Origin of the sequence: Pseudomonas sp. MPB26, from assembly GCF_046605355.1 — a bacterium.
GTDB classification, from domain to species: Bacteria; Pseudomonadota; Gammaproteobacteria; order Pseudomonadales; family Pseudomonadaceae; genus Aquipseudomonas; species Aquipseudomonas cedrina.
On sequence record NZ_CP176793.1, the window covers coordinates 2,069,690 to 2,085,546 of the forward strand.

Below are 15,857 nucleotides of genomic sequence, written 5' to 3' on the forward strand. Positions count from 1 at the left end.
ACCGCATTCGCGAGCAAGCCCGCTTCCACAGGATTTTCAGTGTCTGGAACTGACTTTTAAGTCAATAAAACCGCCGCTTTGGCCGGCAAGACAGATGGTCATCCCAGGTGCTGTTTATCTGGATTATTACGGTATACTGCGTGGCCTTCGGCCGGTCCAATCGGCCAAAATTCGTACAACAAGCCACGCTGGATTTCCCGCGTGGCTTGTTGTTTTTTGACGCGCCTGCGGGCGCCCAGAGAGAAGAGGCACGACGATGAGTGCATTGGTTGGCGTGATCATGGGCTCCAAGTCCGATTGGTCCACCCTTAGCCACACCGCCGATATGCTGGAAAAACTCGGCATTCCGTATGAAGTGAAGGTGGTTTCCGCCCACCGCACCCCGGATTTGCTGTTCCAGTATGCCGATGAAGCAGAATCCCGTGGCATCGAGGTGATCATCGCCGGTGCCGGCGGTGCAGCGCACCTGCCGGGCATGTGTGCGGCCAAGACTCACCTGCCGGTGCTCGGCGTGCCGGTGCAGTCGGCCATGCTCTCGGGCGTTGACTCGCTGTTGTCCATCGTGCAGATGCCGGCCGGTATTCCGGTGGCGACGCTCGCGATCGGCAAGGCCGGCGCGATCAACGCAGCCCTGCTGTCCGCCAGCATCCTGGGCGCCAAGCATCCGCAGTTCCACGCGGTGCTGAAGAAATTCCGTGCCGAGCAGACAGACAGCGTGCTGGACAATCCAGACCCACGTATCGCCTGAGGTTATTGATTGATGAAAATCGGTGTGATCGGTGGCGGCCAATTGGGCCGCATGCTGGCTCTGGCGGGTACCCCGCTGGGGATGAACTTCGCTTTCCTCGACCCGGCGCCGGACGCCTGTGCGGCAGCCCTGGGTGAACACTTGCGTGCCGACTACAGCGACCTGGACCACCTACGCCAGCTGGCCGACGAAGTCGACCTGGTGACCTTCGAGTTCGAAAGCGTCCCGGCCGAAACCGTGGCCTTCCTATCGCAGTTCGTGCCGGTGTACCCGAGCGCCGAAGCCCTGCGCATCGCCCGCGACCGCTGGTTCGAAAAAAGCATGTTCAAGGACCTGGGCATTCCGACCCCGGCCTTCGCCGACATCCAGTCCCAGGCGGACCTGGACGCCGCCGTCGCCAGCATCGGCCTGCCGGCCGTGCTCAAGACCCGCACCCTGGGTTATGACGGCAAGGGCCAGAAAGTCCTGCGCAGCGAAGCGGATGTGGCCGGCACCTTTGCCGAGCTGGGCAGCGTGCCCTGCCTGCTGGAAGGCTTCGTGACGTTCACCGGCGAGGTGTCATTGATCGCCGTGCGCGCCCGTGATGGCGAGATCCGTTTTTACCCGTTGGTGCACAACACCCACGTCAACGGCATTCTCAAGCTGTCCGTGGCCAGCAGCGATCATCCGCTGCAGGCGCTGGCGCAAGACTATTCCAGCCGCGTGCTCAAGCAGCTGGATTATGTCGGTGTGATGGCATTCGAGTTCTTCGAAGTCGACGGCGGCCTCAAGGCCAATGAAATCGCCCCGCGCGTGCACAACTCCGGGCACTGGACCACCGAAGGCGCCGAATGCAGCCAGTTCGAGAATCACCTGCGCGCCGTCGCCGGCCTGCCGCTGGGTTCCACGGCCAAGATCGGCGAGAGCGCCATGCTCAACTTCATCGGCTCGGTGCCGCCGGTTGAGCGGGTAGTCGCGATCGAGGACTGCCATCTGCATCACTACGGCAAGGCCTTCAAGGCCGGGCGCAAGGTTGGCCACGCCAACCTGCGATGCAAGGACCGTGCGACCCTGCAGGCACAGATCCTCAAGGTCGAGGCTTTGCTCGCCGAGCAATAAGCCCGGAAACGGCGGGAACCATTCGGCGCCTGTTATCCTCTGATTGCAGGATGCCAAAGCCTGACTAGGCTTTGGCATAGTTCACTTCAATCAGAGGGAAATGCCATGGGTATCATCGGAACCATCTTCATCGGCTTGATCGTCGGTCTGCTCGCGCGTTTCCTCAAGCCAGGCGACGACAGCATGGGCTGGATCATGACCATCCTGCTGGGTATCGCCGGCTCCCTGGCCGCGACCTACGGTGGTCAGGCGCTGGGTATCTACCAGGCGGGCCAAGGCGCGGGCTTCCTCGGTGCCTTGGTGGGCGCGATCGTGCTGCTGGTGATCTACGGCCTGATCAAAAGAAAATAATCAACCGACAAAGTCCTCTGCGCTGCGCAGGCGCAGAGGACTAGAATGTTCGGCACCCGTACTTGCCGAGTTTCTTCATGCGCCGTCTTCTGTTGACTCTCCTCTTGCTGGGCCCTGGCCTGGCGCACGCCGGCGAATTGCCGGAAACCGACTGGCTCGACCTGATGCCGCTGTCGGATCAAAAAGCCCTCGAAGCCATGCCCGAGATCGACCACAATTCCCCCGAAGCCCAGGGCACCTTTACCGATAAAGGTGGCTTGAAGCAGAGCAAGGGCTTGCCGGCGGTGATGTATTCCACCAAGACCGTGGCGGCCATGAACGGCAAGGACATCCGCATCGGCGGCTATCCGGTGCCGTTGGAAACCGACGCCAAGGGACGCAGCACGCTGTTCTTCCTAGTGCCCTATCCGGGTGCATGTATCCACGTGCCGCCCCCGCCGCCGAACCAGTTGGTGCTGGTGCGTTATCCCAAGGGGTTGAAGCTCGATGATATCTACACGCCGTTGTGGGTCACTGGCACGCTCAAGGTCGAGAAGGTGAATAACGATTTGGCCGATGCAGCCTATGCGTTGGATGCGGGGAAGGTGAGGGTCGTAAAGGAATCTGATCTCTAAGCTGCAACACCGGCCAATGTGGGAGCTGGCTTGCCTGCGATAGCATCACCTCGGTGCAACTGACGCACCGAGTCGCCTGTATCGCAGCGGTGCCGCGGTCCGACAAGCCAGCTCCCACATTTTGATCGGCGTCTACAGGGCAATAGCGCTGATGCTCACGCCCAGGGTGTGGCTTTCGCCGGGCGCCAGGCTTACCGCATCATCCAGCACATTCGCCGTCTCGATGCACAGCATGCCCCGCCAGCCCTCATCGGCCATGTCGTCAAGCGCCTTGGCACGTTCAGTCCAGGGATTCCAGATCACGGTCGACTTCGAACCCTCGGCGGTGAGCTGAATTCGGCGTCGCCAATCTTTATCGACAATAGTCAGCTGGGCTGGGGTGTCGAGGTAAATGCGGTCAGTCTCGGCGGTGAAGTGCAGCAGGCCGGACTGCTGCTTCTGCGTCCAGCCATCAGCCGTATCGATATACGTCGCCCCGTCCAGGCCTTCGACCTGCACGTTGCGCACATCGCTCACGGCGAAGTAGGTGTGCAGCGCCTGACTGAAGGTGACAGTGTCAGTGCCATGGTTATGGCTGGTCAGCCGGATATGCAGCTGGTCGTCCAGCAACAGACTAAGTTTCAGGCTCACCAGATGGGGCCAGCCCGGAAAACCGCCTGCAGGCACCGGCAACACCAGATCGACGCGCAATGCTTCGCCTTCAAATTCGGTTGCTGCCAACTCCCAAAGTGCCGTGCGCGCAAAGCCATGAGCGCCGGCCGGCTGATCGCTCTGGCGCATCGACTTGACGCTTTGCGGGTTGCGGTCAAAAACGCCAAACCAAGGCCAGCACAGTGGCACGCCGGTACGAATGCCTTTGCCTTTCTTGAATACCGCTGCCGGGTTCGGCCAGATCAGCGGCTGCTCGCTGTCGCGCTGGTAACTGAAGATGTGCGCGCCCTGCTGGGCCACCCTCAGTTCGGCGCCGTTGTGGCGGATGCGCCAGCAGTCCAGCTCGTCGATTTTCAGGCTTTCAACGTAAGGCGTAGGCATAGCGACACTCTTCAATGGCGGGCAATGGGGCAATTGACCATCAAAACCCGGCGATGTTTAACGCGCGCGCGACGGAACCGAGCGGGTGCGCCCGCTGCCGTCGATGGCGACGAACACGAACACCGCCTCGGTGACCTTGCGCCATTCGCTGGACAGCGGGTCGTCGCTCCACACTTCGACCATCATCTGGATCGAGCTGCGGCCGATTTCCAGGGCCTGGGTATAAAAGGAGAGCTGCGCGCCCACGGCGACCGGCACCAGGAATGCCATGCGATCAATAGCCACGGTGGCCACGCGCCCACCTGCAACCTTGCTGGCCATGGCGGTACCGGCCAGGTCCATTTGCGCGACCAGCCAGCCGCCGAAAATATCGCCAAAACCGTTGGTTTCACGCGGCAGCGCGGTGATTTGCAAGGCGAGATCGCCTTGCGGGATAGGATCTTCTTGTTCGAGTTCGATCATGCCGAGGGCCTCTGACCCGTAACGCTTCATGGGTATTTCAAGTGGATAGCCGTCTTCGAAAAAAACGTTTCAGCACCAACATACACCGCGTGATGCGTTTCTCGTAAGGCGTACTAAGGGGAAACTCTGCCAAATCGGCTGGATGGCGCCCAACGACGTTTTGGCACAGCAGCCCCTCAAGACAGCGGGTCTTGCGCTTGCAAGGGCCGAGTATATCGAGACCCTGTCGCCACGACGACCTCTAGGCGCTCATTTGGTCGGCAATTAGCCGCTGTACGGGGGCTTTTTGCCGCAACTGTGCTTCTGATGTGCTTTTCCGGGCGATTTGCTATCTTGCCGAACCCGATCCGGCCCGGCCAACACCTCGGGCTTGCCGTCCTGACTAATAAGAGAAGCCTTGCCATGTCCTCCGTGCCCGCAAGCAGTGCGCAACCTTCGCGCCCGCTGACCCGCAACGACTACAAAACCCTGTCGCTGTCTGCCTTGGGCGGGGCGCTGGAGTTTTATGATTTCATCATTTTCGTGTTTTTTGCCACCGTGGTCGGGAAACTCTTTTTCCCGGTCGACATGCCCGAGTGGCTGCGCATGATGCAGACCTTCGGCATCTTCGCCGCAGGCTACCTGGCGCGCCCCCTGGGCGGCATCATCATGGCGCACTTCGGTGACCTGCTGGGCCGCAAGAAAATGTTCACCCTGAGCATCTTCATGATGGCCGTGCCGACCCTGATCATGGGCCTGCTGCCAACCTACGCACAAATCGGCCTGTGGGCGCCGGTCCTGCTGCTGCTGATGCGCATCATCCAGGGCGCGGCGATTGGCGGTGAGGTGCCGGGTGCCTGGGTATTTGTCTCTGAACACGTGCCACCACGCCATATCGGCTACGCCTGCGGCACACTGACCAGCGGTCTCACCGCCGGCATCCTGCTGGGTTCGCTGGTGGCCACCGCGATCAACACGCTGTATAGCCCGGAGCAGGTGTCGGATTACGCCTGGCGCATCCCGTTCCTGCTCGGCGGCGTGTTCGGCCTGCTGTCGGTGTACCTGCGCCGCTGGCTGCACGAAACGCCGATCTTCGCCGAGATGCAGCAGCGCAAGGCCCTGGCCGCCGAGTTGCCCTTGCGCGCCGTACTGCGCGACCACCGTGGCGCCATCGTCTTGTCGATGCTGCTGACCTGGCTGCTGTCGGCCGGCGTGGTGGTGGTCATCCTGATGACCCCGACCGTACTGCAGACCATTTACCACTTCAGCCCGACCGTTGCGCTGCAGGCCAACAGCCTGGCCATCGTCACCTTGAGCCTGGGCTGCATCGCCTCCGGCGCTTTGGCTGACCGCTTCGGTGCCGGCCGTGTGCTCATCTGCGGTTGTGCGCTGTTGCTGGCAACTTCCTGGACGCTGTATCACAGCCTGATGGCCCACCCGGACTGGCTGTTCCCGCTATACGCCCTGACCGGCTTGTTTGTAGGCGTCATCGGGGTAGTGCCCTACGTGATGGTCAAAGCGTTCCCGCCCGTGGTGCGTTTCAGTGGCTTGTCGTTCTCCTACAACGTGGCCTACGCCGTGTTCGGCGGGCTGACGCCGCTGGCGGTATCGCTGCTGATGAAGGAAAGCCCGATGGGCCCGTCCTACTACGTCGCCGCCCTGTGTGTGATGGGAATGGTGGTGGGTGGGTATCTGTGGAAGCGAGGGCGTTGAGGTTCAATTAGGCTCTCGCCATTGCGAGAGCCTTGTTGAGCATTCGGGGCCTGGTAATCGGGCACCATGCCAAAGCATATTCTCCAGGGCCTGCGCGGCGACCGATGATGTGATCGTGTGGTGTTCAACCATAAGGTCCAGCAGCCAGAGGGCCCCTCTTACTTGGAGGCCGTCCTTCTGTGCTTGTCGGCGTAATTTTCCATCTCCCGTAAGCAATGGCCTGCCGGTTGTATGGGCCAATAAATAGCAGGACACGTCGGCCATTGAACTGTTGCCATGCTCCCTTTTCAGTTTGAGTAGTTTTTGTACTCCCGCGTCATCAAACGACTCGACCAACAATCCTTGGGATAGTAATTCGTCGTGGGGGAAGTCGGCCAGTTCATAGAGAACAAAATCTGTACAGCAAAGGGTGAAAGGCAATCTGAACATCTGTTCCAGCAGTCCGGCATTTCTGAAGTCGATCCAGATATTCGTGTCGCTGATATAGATCAGGCTCATTCACTCTCCAGTGCCTTCAAGGGTCTTCGCAGTAATTCCGCGGCCCGGGATCTAGTGATCAATTCCTCCGCCAACGCCCAGAACACTAAAGACTCGAAACGTGCTGGCGGTTTGCAGGGTAGGGGTTCGGGCTCAGCCTTACGCCAGCCATTAGTGCTGAATTGAATGGTGAGTAATTTGTAGCCGGTGTCGCCTACCAGGCTAAGATCTTTGAGGCGGCGTAGCGCAGCGTGCATTGATAGCCCGTACTGACGTTTGGCAATGAGCAGTTCCTGGGTATGAATTCTAGAGCGCGGTCGGCTGCCGAAGTCGCGGATAACGGCCTTGGCTGGATAAAGAAACGCTCCAGCGAAACGGTGACAGCAGTTTTCCTTGTCACGCTCAGACATGTCTTCGGGAAGTTGCATCACCCAATGTCCCAACTCGTGAGCGGCAGTGAAACGAATGCGTTCACCTGGACGCTGGGCATTCAAGGCGATCAGTACATGTTCGCCGTCACGGGTAGCTACGCAAGCACCGTCGAAATCATCCGGGCCATCAAGCATCACTACCTTGATGCCATGTTCCTCCAGTTGTTCGGTCAGGTGTGCGATTGGGTTGCCTCCCATGCCCCAATACTCCCGCAGTTGCTCTGCGGCTCGCTCGGCATCTGCAGCGCAGGAAGCCGGCAATAAGTGCATTGGAGTTCTAGCAGTCTGAATATCCAACGGCTCGAAGCATTCCTCAAGGGCAATGTAGCGTTCCAAATGCTCTCGGACCTGTTCCTCGACCTGTACTTGACGGTAATGAGGCATTTTGGCCAGTTTGCGAAACTCCAGCGGGGCGAGGGGCAAGGCTTCAGGGCGAAAAAAATATTCTGGGTTTACTTCCAAGGCCCTGGCCAATTGCAGGAGGCGCTGGGAGTTCGGGACGCTCGATCCTTTTTCATATTTGCTAAGGCCCTGCTTGCTTATGTCGCCCAGACGCTGTGCCAGCGCTTCTAGGGACATGCCGCGCAATAATCTTGCGCGGCGAATTCGGTCATTGATCATGGGAGTTCTCCTTAGGTTGACAAGTTTGTCCATAGTGTTTTATTTGTCAACCTAAGATGAGCCGCATGCGTTGCGTGCCTGGACGCCGGAGTAAGTTAGTGTTCCCGCTTCCGAGCCACAACCCTAAAGACTTGTCGGAAAATTCCAGGCGACGTTGCGGGTAGCCCACTCAGACTATTTCGATGCCAAGGTAAGATCCCTTCCAATGCTGGCCTTTCATCCAACTGTCACATTCCATACATAGAGTAGTCACACGGCCTGCCGATACTTGGCCCGATCCAATTATCCCTATCTGCTAGGAGCAAGGCATGAAACTGAAACGTTTGATGGCGGCAATGACGTTTGTCGCTGCTGGCGTCGCGACCGCCAACGCGGTGGCTGCTGGCGTTGACCCGGCGATCCCGGCTTACGTCAAGACCACTGGTGTGTCGGGCAACTTGTCCAGCGTCGGTTCCGATACCCTGGCAAACCTGATGACCCTGTGGGCCGAGGGTTACAAGAAGGAATACCCGAACGTCAACATTCAGATCCAAGCGGCCGGCTCGGCGACCGCGCCTCCTGCGCTGACCGAAGGCACCTCCAACCTGGGCCCGATGAGCCGCAAGATGAAGGACACCGAACTGGCGGCCTTCGAGCAGAAGTACGGCTACAAGCCAACCGCCATCCCGGTTGCCGTGGATGCCCTGGCTGTATTTGTACACAAGGACAACCCCATCCAGCACCTGACCATGGAGCAGGTCGACGCAATCTTCTCGTCGACGCGTCTGTGCGGCGCCAAGACCGACGTGAAAACCTGGGGCGACCTGGGTGTGACCGGCGACCTGGCCAACAAGCCGGTGCAGTTGTTTGGTCGTAACTCGGTGTCCGGCACCTACGGCTACTTCAAGGAAGAGGCCCTGTGCAAAGGTGACTACAAGCCAAACGTGAACGAACAACCCGGCTCGGCTTCGGTCGTGCAGTCGATCAGCTCGTCGCTGAACGGCATCGGTTACTCGGGCATCGGTTACAAGACCGCCAGCGTGAAAACCGTGGCCCTGGCCAAGAAAGGCAGCACTGACTACATTGAAGACAGTGAAGAAAACGCCCTGAACGGCAAATACCCGCTGTCGCGCTTCCTCTACGTTTACGTCAACAAAGCGCCGAACAAGCCTCTGGCCCCGCTGGAAGCCGAGTTCGTGAAGCTGGTGCTGTCCAAACAGGGCCAGGAAGTTGTAGTCAAAGACGGCTACATCCCGCTGCCCGCCAAAGTCGCCGCCAAGGCCCTGGCTGACTTGGGTCTGAAAGAAGGCAACTAAGCCTGTAATACCCGATGTAAGACCGGGCCCCACAAAGGCCCGGCTTAATCCCATCTTTTTTGTCCGCTGCCAGCCTTGCTTCGCGGCGGATTTGGTGCGTCACCGCATTGTCATCTTTCTGTCATACAGGACCGCTAGGGTGTGCGCATGAATGATCTGGCCAACTCCACCATGACGACGACTTCTCCCCCCAAGCGCATTGATTTCAATACGCCTGAGCTGCAACGCAAGCGCCGCATTCGCGCGCTCAAGGATCGCCTGACCCGTTGGTACGTGCTGGTCGGCGGTCTCGCCGTTCTCGGCGCCATTACCTTGATTTTCTTTTTTCTGGCCTATGTCGTCGCGCCCTTGTTCCAGGGTGCTTCATTGACCAAGGAAGACGCACTGACCCCCGCCTGGATCCAGAACGCCGGCAAGCCGCTGATGATTTCCCTCGAAGAACAGAACCAGGTCGCCATGCGGGTTTCCGACAAGGGCCAGGCGCTGTTCTTTAATCTGGAGACTGGCGCCGAGCTCAAACGCGTCGACCTGCCGCTTCCGGCCGGGACCAGCGTCGCGTCCATCGGTGAAGACCAGCCCGGCAGCCCGCTGGTGATCCTTGGATTGTCCAATGGCCAGTCCATGGTGTTCCGCCACACCTATAAGGTGTCTTACCCCGACGGCAAGAAGACCATCAGCCCGGCGATCGAATACCCTTACGGCGAAACCCCGATCGTCCTGGATGACGCGGGTCGCCCGCTGGAACATGTAGCGCTCAACGCCACGGATACCACGCTGGTGATCGCAGGTTCGGCGGGTTCGTATTTGAACGTGCTGTCCCTGAGCCGCGAAGAAAACATGATGACCGGCGAAGTCACCAGCGAGCAGAAGCGTATCGAGCTGCCGCAAATGACCGAACCGGTGAAGGCGATCTTCATCGACCCACGCCAGCAATGGCTGTACGTGATCAACGGCCGCGCCCTTGCCGACGTCTTCAGCCTGCGCGACAAAAGCCTCAACGGTCGCTACAAACTGCTGGACGATGCCAACGCTGAAATCACTGCCAGCACCCAGCTGGTGGGCGGTATTTCGCTGATCATCGGCAACTCCAAAGGCGGCCTGGCCCAATGGTTCATGGCCCGCGACCCGGATGGGGAGCAGCGTTTCAAGCAGATCCGCACGTTCCAGATGGGCACCACGCCGATCATCGAAATTGCCGCCGAAGAGCGCCGCAAGGGCTTTACCGCCCTCGACGCTTCCGGCCAGTTCGGTGTGTTCCACAGCACCGCGCACCGCACCCTGCTGGTCGACCCGGTCGTCGACGGCCAAGGCGTGTTCGGCCTGTCGCCGCGCGCGAACCGCGTCATCGTGGAGGCCGGTGGCAAACTGCAACCGTTGCTGCTGGACAACCCGCACCCGGAGGTCTCCTGGAGCGCGTTGTGGAGCAAGGTCTGGTACGAAAACTACGACGAGCCTAAATACGTCTGGCAGTCGACCGCGGCCAACACCGATTTCGAACCCAAGATGAGCCTGGCCCCGCTGACCTTCGGTACCTTGAAGGCCGCGTTCTACGCCATGCTGCTGGCCGCGCCATTGGCGGTTGCCGCTGCAATCTATACCGCCTACTTCATGGCCCCCAGCCTGCGCCGCAAGGTCAAGCCGGTGATCGAACTGATGGAAGCCATGCCGACCGTGATCCTCGGCTTCTTCGCCGGCCTGTTCCTGGCGCCGTATGTGGAAGGGCATTTACCGGGGATTTTCAGCCTGTTGATGTTGTTGCCGATTGGCATTCTGGTGGCCGGTTTTGTCTTCAGCCGCCTGCCTGAGTCAATCCGCCTGCGGGTTCCCGATGGCTGGGAAAGCGCGATCCTGATCCCGGTGATCCTGTTTGTCGGTTGGCTCTCGCTGTACATGAGCCCCTACCTGGAGACCTGGTTCTTCGGCGGCGACATGCGCATGTGGATTTCCCACGACCTTGGCATTACCTACGACCAGCGCAACGCCCTGGTGGTCGGTCTGGCCATGGGGTTTGCGGTGATCCCGAACATTTACTCCATTGCCGAAGACGCCGTATTCAGCGTGCCGCGCGGCCTGACCCTGGGCTCCCTGGCCCTGGGTGCCACGCCCTGGCAGACCATGACTCGCGTGGTGATCCTGACCGCCAGCCCGGGCATCTTCTCGGCGCTGATGATCGGCATGGGCCGCGCTGTCGGCGAGACCATGATCGTGCTGATGGCCACCGGCAACACCCCGGTAATGGAGATGAACCTCTTCGAAGGCCTGCGCACACTCGCGGCCAACGTTGCGGTGGAAATGCCCGAGTCGGAAGTCGGCGGCAGTCATTACCGCGTGCTGTTCCTCTCGGCGCTGGTGCTGCTGTTGTTCACCTTCATCATGAACACCCTCGCCGAGCTGATCCGTCAGCGTCTGCGCAAGAAATACTCGTCGCTTTAAGAAAGGTAGAAGTCTGTGAAACAGAACTCCCTGAATGGATGGTTCAAGAGCGGCGCCCCCGGCGTCTGGATCAGCGGTGGCGCGGTGTCCATCGCGGTCATCATGACCATTGGTTTGCTGGCGGTGATTGCGGTGCGCGGTCTGGGCCACTTCTGGCCGGCCGACCTGATCCAGGCCAACTACAACGTACCGGGCCAGGCCAACCATATCGTCATCGGCGAAGTGGTGCAGAAGGAAGAAGTGCCGCGCGAGCGCCTGAAAAGCGCCGGTTTGCCGGTACCCGACGCGGGCCCGGAATTCATGACCCGTGAGCTGATCAAGGTCGGCAACCGTGACCTGAACGGCAACGACTTCACCTGGATCGTCGGCGAGTGGTTGAAGGACCAGGCCACGCCGAAAAGCCTGATGACCATCGAGCGGCGTGAGTGGGGCAACTTCTACGGCACGCTGGTCAACGTCAAGCAGGATGGCAAGGTCATCGCCGAAGGCGAAGCCGCATGGCCCGAGCTGCAAGCCCGTGTCGAGCGTGTGAACGCGCTGGCCGCCCAGCTCAAGACCCTTGAAAAGTCCGATATCGGCGCGATCAACGCCGGGCTCGAACGCATCCGCCTGCACGGTCGCAAACTGGAGCTGGAGGGCAAGCTTGACGCCACCGCCCAGGCCGACATGGACGCTGACCGCGCCGAATTGAACGCCCGCTACCAGGATATCGAAGCGCGCCTGGCCGACCTGCACGCCCAGTTCAACCGCGACGCGCTGACCGCCCGCGACGGCAACGGCAAGGAAGTGGAAATCGGCATTGGCAAAGTGGTGCACGCCTACCAGCCGAACGCCATGGGCACGATGACCAAGATCGGCTTCTACTTCAGCAAGGTCTGGGAATTCCTCAGCGATGACCCACGGGAAGCCAACACCGAAGGCGGGATTTTCCCGGCCATCTTCGGCACCGTGATGATGACCCTGATCATGGCGATGATCGTAACCCCGTTCGGCGTGCTGGCGGCCGTGTACCTGCGTGAGTACGCCAAGCAGAACACCCTGACCCGCATCATCCGCATCGCCGTGAACAACCTGGCCGGCGTACCGGCCATCGTCTACGGCGTGTTCGGCCTGGGTTTCTTCGTGTATGTATTGGGTGGCTCGGTCGACCGCCTGTTCTTCGCCGAAGCCCTGCCGGCCCCGACCTTTGGTACGCCGGGCCTGCTGTGGGCCTCGCTGACCCTGGCGCTGCTGGCGGTGCCGGTGGTGATCGTGGCCACCGAAGAAGGCCTGGCGCGGATTCCGCGTACCGTGCGCGAAGGCTCCCTGGCTCTGGGCGCGACCAAGGCGGAAACGCTGTGGAAGATCGTGTTGCCGATGGCCAGCCCGGCGATGATGACCGGCATGATCCTCGCCGTGGCCCGCGCCGCCGGCGAAGTGGCGCCGCTGATGCTGGTAGGCGTGGTGAAGTTGGCGCCGTCGCTGCCGCTGGACGGCAACTACCCGTACCTGCACCTGGACCAGAAGATCATGCACCTGGGCTTCCATATTTATGACGTGGGTTTCCAGAGCCCCAACGTCGAAGCCGCACGGCCACTGGTGTACGCCACTGCGCTGCTGCTGGTGATGGTGATTGCCACGCTCAACCTGTCGGCGGTGTGGATACGTAACCACCTGCGCGAGAAGTACAAGGCGCTGGACAGTTAATTGAAGTGAGCGCGGACTCAATGTGGGAGCGGGCTTGCTCGCGAATGCGGTGTGTCATTCAACACACCTGGCGACTGAAACGACGCCTTCGCGAGCAAGCCCGCTCCCACACAACGAATTGGTAGCACAGGGAGCATCCCATGCAACACGAAAACCAACCCCACGGCATCAACATGTCTGCCCTGGGTCGCGACAAGCAGAGCCTGAGCCTGGCCCAGGAAACCGTGGCCATCGAAGTGCCGGGCCTGAGCCTCTATTACGGCGACAAGCAGGCGCTGTTCGACGTCAGCATGAACATCCCCAAGCAGCGCGTGACGGCCTTCATCGGCCCGTCCGGCTGCGGCAAGTCCACGCTGCTGCGCACCTTCAACCGCATGAACGACCTGGTTGACGGTTGCCGCGTGGACGGTGCCATCAACCTCTACGGCACCAACATCTACCGCAAGGGCGAGGACGTGGCCGAGCTGCGTCGCCGCGTGGGCATGGTGTTCCAGAAACCCAACCCGTTTCCCAAGACCATCTACGAAAACGTGGTCTACGGCCTGCGCATTCAGGGCATCAACAAAAAGCGCATCCTGGATGAAGCCGTCGAGTGGGCCTTGAAAGGCGCGGCGCTGTGGGACGAGGTCAAGGACCGCCTGCACGAATCGGCGCTCGGCCTGTCCGGCGGCCAGCAGCAGCGCCTGGTCATCGCGCGCACCATCGCGGTGGAACCGGAAGTGTTGCTGCTCGATGAACCCTGCTCGGCACTCGACCCGATTTCGACGCTGAAAGTCGAAGAGCTGATCTACGAACTCAAGTCCAAGTTCACCATCGTCATCGTGACCCACAACATGCAGCAGGCGGCGCGGGTTTCCGACTACACCGCGTTCATGTACATGGGCAAGCTGGTGGAGTTCGGCGACACCGATACCCTGTTCACCAATCCGGCGAAGAAGCAGACCGAAGACTACATCACCGGTCGCTACGGCTAGGACGCCGTGGTTCTGATTGCATTGACGCTGCGGTTCTCCGCACCCTACCGGACGCTCCAAGGACGCCAACATGATTAGCAAAGAAGGCCTTACCCACCACATCTCCGCGCAGTTCAACGCCGAGCTTGAGGAAGTGCGCAGCCACCTCCTGGCAATGGGCGGTCTGGTGGAAAAGCAAGTCAATGACGCGGTGACTGCGCTGATCGAGGCCGACTCGGGGCTGGCCCAGCAGGTGCGCGAGATCGACGACCAGATCAACCAGATGGAACGCAACATCGACGAAGAATGCCTGCGCATTCTTGCCCGTCGCCAACCGGCGGCGTCCGACCTGCGTTTGATCATCAGCATCTCCAAGTCGGTGATCGATCTGGAGCGCATCGGCGACGAAGCGACCAAGATCGCTCGCCGCGCCATCCAGCTGTGCGAAGAGGGCGAAGCGCCGCGCGGCTACGTGGAAGTGCGGCATATCGGCGACCAGGTGCGCAACATGGTGCGCGACGCCCTCGACGCATTTGCGCGCTTTGACGCTGAACTCGCGCTGTCGGTGGCCCAGTACGACAAAGTCATCGACCGCGAATACAAGACTGCCCTGCGTGAGCTGGCTACCTACATGATGGAAGACCCGCGCTCTATCTCGCGGGTCTTGAGCATTATCTGGGTGCTGCGCTCGTTGGAGCGTATCGGCGACCATGCGCGCAATATCTCGGAGCTGGTAATCTACCTGGTACGCGGAACCGACGTACGGCACATGGGCCTCAAGCGCATGAAGGCCGAAGTTGAGGGTTCAGTCGATCAAATACCTAATGTTCCGGGCGAAACTGACGATAAGTAAGGTTGCCCGAGAAATTAACGCCCGGCCTTTGGTCGGGCGTTTTCGTTTGCGGCGATGAATTTTTTTGCACGGCAGGGACAATAAGTTCTGCTGTGACTACCGAGTTTTGGCAAAATGCCATCAGTCAGGCGTGTTGCGTGCCGAAGTGTTAATAGGATGAAGGGTTGATGAGTAAAGTCAGTGTATTGGTGGTGGATGACGCCTCGTTTATCCGCGATCTGGTGAAGAAGTGCCTGCGCAACTACTTCCCGGGGATCAAGCTTGAAGATGCGGTAAACGGCAAAAAGGCCCAGGCCATCCTGATGCGCGAGACCTTCGACCTGGTGTTGTGCGACTGGGAAATGCCGGAGATGTCGGGCCTTGAACTGCTGACCTGGTGCCGCGAGCAGCCGCACCTCAAAGCCATGCCTTTCGTGATGGTGACCAGCCGTGGCGACAAGGAAAACGTGGTCCAGGCCATCCAGGCCGGCGTTTCCGGTTACGTCAGCAAGCCGTTCACCAACGAACAGTTGTTGAGCAAGGTCAAGCAGGCCCTGCACAAGATCGGCCGCCTCGACGCGCTGGTTGCCAGCGCACCGACCAAAATGAACTCGGCTTTCGGCAACGATTCCCTGAGCGCTCTGACCGGCGGCAAGCCCGAAGCGGTCAAGTCGGCGCCTGTGGCGGCGGCTCCCGCGCCGAGTCGAGGCCTGCTCAATAGCCCTTCGCTTCAGGCGCCTGCCGCTGCGTCCCCGGCCGGCGGTCGGGGCCAAGGCCAACTGCGCCTGTCCAGCGGCACCCAGCAATGCGTGATCAAAGCGCTGAGCATCAAGGAAGCGCTGCTGGTGGTGCGTCGTGGCGAGATCCTGCCCCAGGTGCTGGAAAGCGCCGTACTCGACCTGGAGCAAGGCGACAACGCCGAAGTGGCCCGTCTCAACGGCTACCTGCACGCCATCGTCGCCTTCGAACCCAAGCCCGACAGCGACTGGCTGCAACTGACCTTCCGGTTTATCGACCAGGACGCACAGAAGCTCGACTACATCTCCCGCCTGATCGCACGCGGCACCGCGCAGAAGCATTTTGTGCCGGGTGCTTGATTCTGGAGTAACCACTAACCCCTGCGGGCTTGCCC

Annotated in this window: 15 protein-coding genes; 11 read left to right on the forward strand and 4 right to left on the reverse strand. The window is 60.4% G+C overall.

The window, feature by feature from the left end; all coding sequences use genetic code 11:
• Window positions 1–256: 256 nt before the first annotated feature.
• The 4 genes from purE (at window position 257) to ACLH0H_RS09505 (ending at window position 2,811) form a co-directional block, all read left to right on the forward strand.
• A complete protein-coding gene (gene purE, locus ACLH0H_RS09490) occupies window positions 257–748 on the forward strand; it encodes a 5-(carboxyamino)imidazole ribonucleotide mutase (RefSeq protein ID WP_003176980.1) in 492 nt (163 codons plus the stop codon).
• 12 nt (window positions 749–760) lie between these two features.
• The gene (locus ACLH0H_RS09495) at window positions 761–1,846 is read left to right on the forward strand and encodes a 5-(carboxyamino)imidazole ribonucleotide synthase (RefSeq protein WP_411381824.1); all 1,086 of its coding nucleotides are present in this window, start codon (window positions 761–763) and stop codon (window positions 1,844–1,846) included.
• Window positions 1,847–1,951: 105 nt separating this feature from the next.
• A complete protein-coding gene (locus ACLH0H_RS09500) occupies window positions 1,952–2,197 on the forward strand; it encodes a GlsB/YeaQ/YmgE family stress response membrane protein (protein ID WP_003231726.1) in 246 nt (81 codons plus the stop codon).
• Window positions 2,198–2,274: 77 nt separating this feature from the next.
• Window positions 2,275–2,811, forward strand: a complete 537-nt coding sequence (locus tag ACLH0H_RS09505) for a DUF3299 domain-containing protein (protein WP_076952089.1) — start codon at window positions 2,275–2,277, stop codon at window positions 2,809–2,811.
• Window positions 2,812–2,943: 132 nt separating this feature from the next.
• Here ACLH0H_RS09505 and ACLH0H_RS09510 read toward each other — a convergent pair whose 3' ends face one another.
• Together ACLH0H_RS09510 and ACLH0H_RS09515 are read right to left on the reverse strand one after the other, a co-directional pair.
• Entirely contained in the window at window positions 2,944–3,843 is a 900-nt protein-coding gene (locus tag ACLH0H_RS09510; protein ID WP_411381825.1) for a D-hexose-6-phosphate mutarotase, read from the reverse strand.
• 57 nt (window positions 3,844–3,900) lie between these two features.
• Entirely contained in the window at window positions 3,901–4,305 is a 405-nt protein-coding gene (locus ACLH0H_RS09515) for an acyl-CoA thioesterase (protein ID WP_003176975.1), read from the reverse strand.
• Between the two features lie 402 nt (window positions 4,306–4,707).
• On the opposite strand from ACLH0H_RS09515, the gene ACLH0H_RS09520 reads away from it, so the two are divergent.
• The gene (locus tag ACLH0H_RS09520) at window positions 4,708–5,997 is read left to right on the forward strand and encodes an MFS transporter (protein WP_076952087.1); all 1,290 of its coding nucleotides are present in this window, start codon (window positions 4,708–4,710) and stop codon (window positions 5,995–5,997) included.
• A gap of 3 nt (window positions 5,998–6,000) precedes the next feature.
• Here the strand turns inward: ACLH0H_RS09520 and ACLH0H_RS09525 are convergent, their stop codons facing one another.
• Window positions 6,001–6,495 (reverse strand): type II toxin-antitoxin system VapC family toxin, encoded by a 495-nt coding sequence (locus ACLH0H_RS09525; RefSeq protein ID WP_411381826.1) that lies wholly within the window; start codon window positions 6,493–6,495, stop codon window positions 6,001–6,003.
• Entirely contained in the window at window positions 6,492–7,526 is a 1,035-nt protein-coding gene (locus tag ACLH0H_RS09530; RefSeq protein ID WP_411381827.1) for a helix-turn-helix domain-containing protein, read from the reverse strand. The genes ACLH0H_RS09525 and ACLH0H_RS09530 overlap by 4 nt, the downstream gene beginning before the upstream one ends.
• Window positions 7,527–7,834: 308 nt before the next feature.
• On the opposite strand from ACLH0H_RS09530, the gene ACLH0H_RS09535 reads away from it, so the two are divergent.
• From ACLH0H_RS09535 to ACLH0H_RS09560, 6 genes are all read left to right on the forward strand, one after another.
• A complete protein-coding gene (locus ACLH0H_RS09535) occupies window positions 7,835–8,821 on the forward strand; it encodes a phosphate ABC transporter substrate-binding protein PstS (protein ID WP_076952085.1) in 987 nt (328 codons plus the stop codon).
• Window positions 8,822–9,220: 399 nt separating this feature from the next.
• The gene (locus ACLH0H_RS09540; protein ID WP_411382391.1) at window positions 9,221–11,254 is read left to right on the forward strand and encodes an ABC transporter permease subunit; all 2,034 of its coding nucleotides are present in this window, start codon (window positions 9,221–9,223) and stop codon (window positions 11,252–11,254) included.
• A 15-nt stretch (window positions 11,255–11,269) separates the two neighbouring features.
• On the forward strand, window positions 11,270–12,940 hold the full coding sequence (gene pstA, locus ACLH0H_RS09545; RefSeq protein ID WP_411381828.1) for a phosphate ABC transporter permease PstA: 1,671 nt from the start codon (window positions 11,270–11,272) through the stop codon (window positions 12,938–12,940).
• A gap of 140 nt (window positions 12,941–13,080) precedes the next feature.
• Window positions 13,081–13,914 (forward strand): phosphate ABC transporter ATP-binding protein PstB, encoded by an 834-nt coding sequence (pstB, locus tag ACLH0H_RS09550; RefSeq protein WP_076952082.1) that lies wholly within the window; start codon window positions 13,081–13,083, stop codon window positions 13,912–13,914.
• 70 nt (window positions 13,915–13,984) lie between these two features.
• Window positions 13,985–14,746 (forward strand): phosphate signaling complex protein PhoU, encoded by a 762-nt coding sequence (gene phoU, locus ACLH0H_RS09555; RefSeq protein ID WP_076952081.1) that lies wholly within the window; start codon window positions 13,985–13,987, stop codon window positions 14,744–14,746.
• 167 nt (window positions 14,747–14,913) lie between these two features.
• On the forward strand, window positions 14,914–15,822 hold the full coding sequence (locus ACLH0H_RS09560; RefSeq protein ID WP_411381829.1) for a response regulator: 909 nt from the start codon (window positions 14,914–14,916) through the stop codon (window positions 15,820–15,822).
• Window positions 15,823–15,857 lie beyond the last annotated feature (35 nt).